At 42.2% G+C, this 5,586-nt stretch carries 4 protein-coding genes; all 4 read right to left on the bottom strand.

Annotated elements, in window-relative coordinates; genetic code table 11:
- Nucleotides 1–2,748: BTAD domain-containing putative transcriptional regulator (locus tag WB217_RS01085; protein ID WP_423989837.1), on the bottom strand; the 2,748-nt coding region annotated here is incomplete at its 3' end.
- 130 nt (nt 2,749–2,878) lie between these two features.
- Complete coding sequence (gene lepB / locus WB217_RS01080; protein ID WP_423989835.1) at nt 2,879–3,433, bottom strand: signal peptidase I; 555 nt, start codon at nt 3,431–3,433, stop codon at nt 2,879–2,881.
- A gap of 244 nt (nt 3,434–3,677) precedes the next feature.
- Entirely contained in the window at nt 3,678–4,295 is a 618-nt protein-coding gene (locus WB217_RS01075; protein WP_423989833.1) for a TVP38/TMEM64 family protein, read from the bottom strand.
- A 174-nt stretch (nt 4,296–4,469) separates the two neighbouring features.
- Entirely contained in the window at nt 4,470–5,408 is a 939-nt protein-coding gene (locus WB217_RS01070) for an LCP family protein (RefSeq protein WP_423989831.1), read from the bottom strand.
- Nucleotides 5,409–5,586: the final 178 nt, after the last annotated feature.

Raw genomic sequence — 5,586 nt, 5'->3', positions numbered from 1 at the left:
GATAAAGAATGGGGAGGATCTTGCTTTGCGAGCAGGCTCCAGTACATTATTCAAAGCATTCAGGGCAACTTTGAAATCTCTGTCTGCATTCTTTCCAAGATGTTCCGGCCAAAGAATCTGAAAGATGTCTTCCTTCATAAGAAATTGGCTGCGCTTCGTCAAAAATAACTGAAACAATTCTTTTGCTTTACCTCTTTGCCAATCTCTGTCCTCCACTTCACGGTCTCCGAGCCAAACCCTGAATTGGCCTAGCGTCTGCACCTTCAATGAATAGCCGGGATGCGCGCTTAAACGGGGCAGGTTCATATCCTCTAGCAGCTTTTCAGCATACGATGGCATAAGTGACAGTTTCACAGCATCAATCAGCAGTGGAGCAAACATTTGCAGATCACTCGGACCAAAAGTCGTCCTTTTTTTGAGGAAAAATTCATATCCTCCTGATTTCATCAATTTTAAAAATTTCGTGAAGGCAGACTTGAACCCTTCCTCTTCTTTTAATAAATAGAAGTAAAAAGATTTCCAAAACGACAAAAGCATTTTTCCATATTCATCCCCGCACTGGCCAAAAAGATCCTCTGCTTTTCGCAGGTCCTCCCTTGCCTCCTGGAACTTGTTATTGTGAATAGCTGCTATCGCCATACAAAGCGTAATCATTGAAGACAGCCAAATGTCTTTCACTTGTTCGGTTTCAAGCAGCGCCTTCCTTCCTGCCTCAGCTGCACGTTCATATTCGCGCCTGTTGCCATAGAGAATGCACAGACCCATCAACGGTTCTGCTTTTCCCCTCTCCATATTTAACCGCCCCATAATCTCAAGCGCCGTTTCATAGCACTTTTCTGCGAGCTGCAAATCATATTGATCCATCAGCTGGACAGCATGACCCATCCTGATCCACCCGCAAGCTTCTACAAATGGAGCCTGGACTTTTATTCCGTGCTGAATACCTGATTGAGATAATGCCTTGGCCTGGAGCCCATTGCCTGTAAATGCCTCGATCAAAGCCAACAACAGGTCTGTCTCTCTATGTGATTGTGGCAGAAGCTGCTTATCAGCTGAAGAATGAACTTCCTTCACTGACGCCAAAATTCTTCGCATTTCCTCAAAACGGCCTGTTCTCAAGTAAAGTCTTGCTTCAAGATTGCCGTCCTCAATCGGGACCCCAATTGCCCTTGCACGTTCAATCCATTTTTCAGCCTTCAATGCCTGACCAGAATTAATCAGATTTTCTGCAAGCATCCGATAGAGCCTGCCAGTTTCCTCTGCTGATCCTTCTAGTAACGCCTTTTCACGAAGTTCAATTGCTTGCGCAAGGATGCGCTCTGCTTTTAAAGGCTGAATAGTATCAAGATAGATTTTGGCCTTCCCTTCTAGCGCCTTGCTTTTCCATTCCATATCACCGTATTTGTCAGCCGTTTGGATAGCGAGGTCATAGCTTGTTTCTGCCTGTTTATATAGGGAACGATAGCGATATACTTCTCCTTCCAAAAATAGCAGGGTACAGTAGCGCATTTTTTCCTGCTGAGGAATTTTGGAAAGACGCTCATTCAAGTTTTTGAGCTTCCCTCTTTCCAGCAGCTGCATGCCCTGCTCATCCATGATGGCTGCGGCTGCATCATATTGCCCGATTTTTTCATAGAAAAATAAAGCCTCTTCCCACTGCCCATTTTTTTCGAAATAGCGGGCGCTGTTCAGCATCAGTTTCCGATAATTCTCTGGCTGGCTGAGCATGAGCCTGTCCTCCAGAAATTCCCGAAACAAGGCATGATAGCGGAATTGATTGTCTCCAACCTGATGGATGAACAAATTTTTCGCGGTCAGCTGCAGAAGCATCTGTAATGAGCCATTCATTCCAAGGACGCTATCACATACATCTGGACTGATTTCTTCAAAGATGCAGGTTTGCTCCAGAAATTGCTGGATCATCGGCGGCTGTTTCGAGAACACCTCGTGCACAAGGTATTGGAATAAATCCTCCAGCGATTTTGAAGGTTCCGTCAAGAGTTGATCCAGACTTTGCAGATGCGGGATTTGCTGCGCGATCATTCCTACAGCAATCACCCATCCTTCCGTTATTTTATAAAGATGTTCAATTTGTTCATCAGTAATTTCAAGCTCATAATACTCGGATAATAATAATTCGATTTCGTCTTGGCCAAATACCAAATCCGTTTTTGAAAGCTCATTCAGTTCATTTTTCACCCTCATTTTAGCGAGGATTTTCCATCCCGGCCTTGTTCTGGTGGATAGGACAAGGTGCAAATGTCCCGGGATATGCTCAAGGAGCTTTTCAATCCAAATATTGATATGGTATGAATGCTCAATCGCATGAAAGTCATCCAGAATGACCGTGATTGGTTCTTCAATTTGAAGGATTTCATTGATGAAGATGGTGCAAAGCATGCTTAGCTCTTCTTCTCTTATGTATCGATCCATATTTTTAATGTAAGAAGACAGTTCATTGCCAAAGGCAGGGAAGACTGTTTGAATGGAGGCAGTCAAGTAAGAGAGGAACGGAAGGATATCATCATCGGATGAGGAAATGGTATACCAGCAGCAGGGTTGGTTCTCATCCTTAACAAACATTGCTAATGCAGTGCTTTTTCCATAGCCGGCACCAGCCTGGATGATCGTCAGTGGTTTTTCAGTAATCGCTTTCATTTTTTTCGAAAATTTTGCACGACGAATCCATTGCTCCTGAAGTGTAGGAACAATCAGCTTTGTTTTGATTAACGGCAATGTCCCCTGCATATAATCTCCGCCTTGTTTTCATAATATTAATACTATTCTAACATAAGGGAAATAAAAAAAGACTCGAAATCTGCCGAGTCCTTCCATTTCTTTTTCCATGCTATTCTAAATAAAAGTCGAACAGCTTCGACTAAAATTTTACGGCCATCTCTTCCAGCGGCCAGTACCGCAAATTAACCTTCCCGACAACCTGATCTACAGAAATGAAACCAAATTGTCTGCTGTCCCAGCTGCCAAGCCTGTTATCTCCCAGGACAAAAAGCTTTCCTTCCGGCACTCTTTTCACGCCTGTCAAGTCTTCCAGCGTAAAGTCTCCCGTCAGATAGCCACCAAGTGATTCTTCCCTGTACTGCTTCAAGAAGGGCTCGTATACCTTCTTTCCATTGACATATAGCCGATCCTCCCGGTATTCAATTTTCTCTCCCGGAAGGCCAATGACTCGCTTTACAAAGTCTTCTTTTTCATTTGCATGAAAGACAATGACGTCGAAACGTTCTAGTTCATCAACATCATCCCCGAATTTATTGACCACAACCTTATTGCCTTCCTCCAGAGTCGGAAGCATTGATTCCCCTTCGACTACATAATTTGAAAAAAAGAAAATCCTGATAAATGCGAAAATGATAATCCCCAAAGCAAAAGCTTTGATCCACTCGATACCCTCTTTTTTAATGCTCTCTTTCATGCGCTTCCTCACCACCATCATATGCTGTTTTTCTTAAACTCCTGGTTCCCCGTGTCTTTACTATCACTCGGAAAGAAACTCTTGTTTATTTTTGCTATCAAATACTTTTGAATAGGACCTGTACGTAAATATAAGGGAACAAGATTATTTACAGAAAACAGCTATCTATGTGTATACAATCATTAGGCGTTTTAAATTATTCTGTAGATTTCCACTTCAGGTACTTCTATAAGGACTGGTTTGATTATCGAACTTTATCATCTTTTCCCACACTCGTATTCATTTTTACTTCAATTCTTTTCCCGATATACCAAAGAATAGCGATGATCACAAGGACAATGGCAGTCCGGAATGGGTTCGTGATTAAAGAGCGGAGATCATATCCGACAAAACTTATTGTGAAAATCATCACCATCTTGCCAGCGATAACTGCCAGCATATACTGAGCCATGCTTATTTTCGACATGCCGGCAACAATATTTACGAGTGCAGATGGTGTGAACGGAAAGCAAAGCATCAGGAAAATCGGGCCAAACCCATGGCGCTCAATCCAGTTCATTCCCTTTTGGACCTTTGAATGACGCTGTAAAAAACGCAGTGCCCTACCCTGTCCATAATTCCTAAAAATCAAAAATACAATCAAAGCACCCAGCACCGCGCCGATCCAGGAAAATAGAAAACCGAGCCAAAGGCCAAAAGCATTTGCATTGGCCATGACAAATAAAAACAATGGCAAAAAAGGAAGGAATGCTTCCAGCATCGGGAGCAATATTCCCGGGATCGGTCCAAATGACCGATATTGCCTGAGAAGGTCCATAATATTTTCGATTGTAAACCATTCTTTCAATAATTCAAAATCCATGGAAGTCTCCTTGTCCAATAGCTCTGCAGGCTAAAGCTCAGCCTTGTGCCATTCATTCTTTGGCTTGCTTTCCATTACTGCAGAGCTTCACCAAACAATCTTATTTCATAAATACCTCATTGAAATTATTGTACACATCTTACCAATGAATGAGAACTTTCTAACATCATTCATTTATTTTGCTAAAAATTCCTGAAGCGCTTGCCTGTTTTCTTCAAGGTTGATCGCCAGCACAGCACCTGCTCCTTCGACCCTTTGATTTTCGTAAGAGCCTTCAACCGGGATTCTCATCGTATCGATATTCCGATTATCCTTGGATAGGAAACCTTTTCCCATAAACAAGATATCCCCTGTATCCATATTCGTATTCACAAATGGCATTACTACACCAACAAGCTTTGGAAGCTTAGGAAGGGTTTGAAAACTGGCGAACTGTTTGCCCACTTCCTTAATGACGCTCTGCTGGCGTTCTACCCGCCCAAAATCACCGACTGCATCATGACGGAACCGCACATAACCTAATAAATGCTTCCCATCCAGCTTCTGTAATCCCGGCTCCAGTGTGACTCCAATGTTTTCTGACATCCTCTTTTCAACGTTTACTTCAACACCGTCTGGGAAAGCTTCATCCACCACGCGGACAAATCCTTCAAAATCGACGATTGCATAGTACTGGAGATCAATATCGAAGTTCTCCTTAATTGTTTGCCTAAGCAATTCAGGTCCGCCTAAAGCAAATGCGGCATTAATCTTATTGTCACCATAGCCCGGAATGCTGATATACGTATCCCTCATAATGGACGTCAGCTTATAGGTGCCTTTATCCGGATTATAGCTTGCAATCATAATTGTATCTGCACGCGACTTCTCTTTTCCTCTGGCATCACTGCCAAGCAATAGAATGTTGGTGGCACCATTTCGGTCTCTTTCACCATTGAATTCATATTCCTGTTTATTTTGCTCAGCTGTCTTGGCTGAATCACTTACACCTGCTCTAAATTGAAAATAGGAATAAACAGCCAAAGCACCGATGAGAAGAAACAGCAAGAAAAAGACCCCTGACCATCTGATTCTTTTCTTCTTTTTATTACGCTGGGTTCTTTCATATCTCATGTTAAAATTCCTTCCAAAATTAGTTTTTAATATAATCGACTTATTTTTTTCTCAAATAGTTACTGATCATCTTATTTTCCTTCTTTCTCTATAACATTAAACTTCTCCGAAGAAAATTTCAAAAAAATAAACCCACAGTAGGGATTACTGTGGGTTTCAAACGTATAGGCTCTTTAAC

The sequence above is a fragment of the Mesobacillus sp. genome, assembly GCF_049588175.1.
GTDB lineage: Bacteria > Bacillota > Bacilli > Bacillales > Cytobacillaceae > Mesobacillus.
This window is presented reverse-complemented; position numbering and strand designations above follow the sequence as displayed.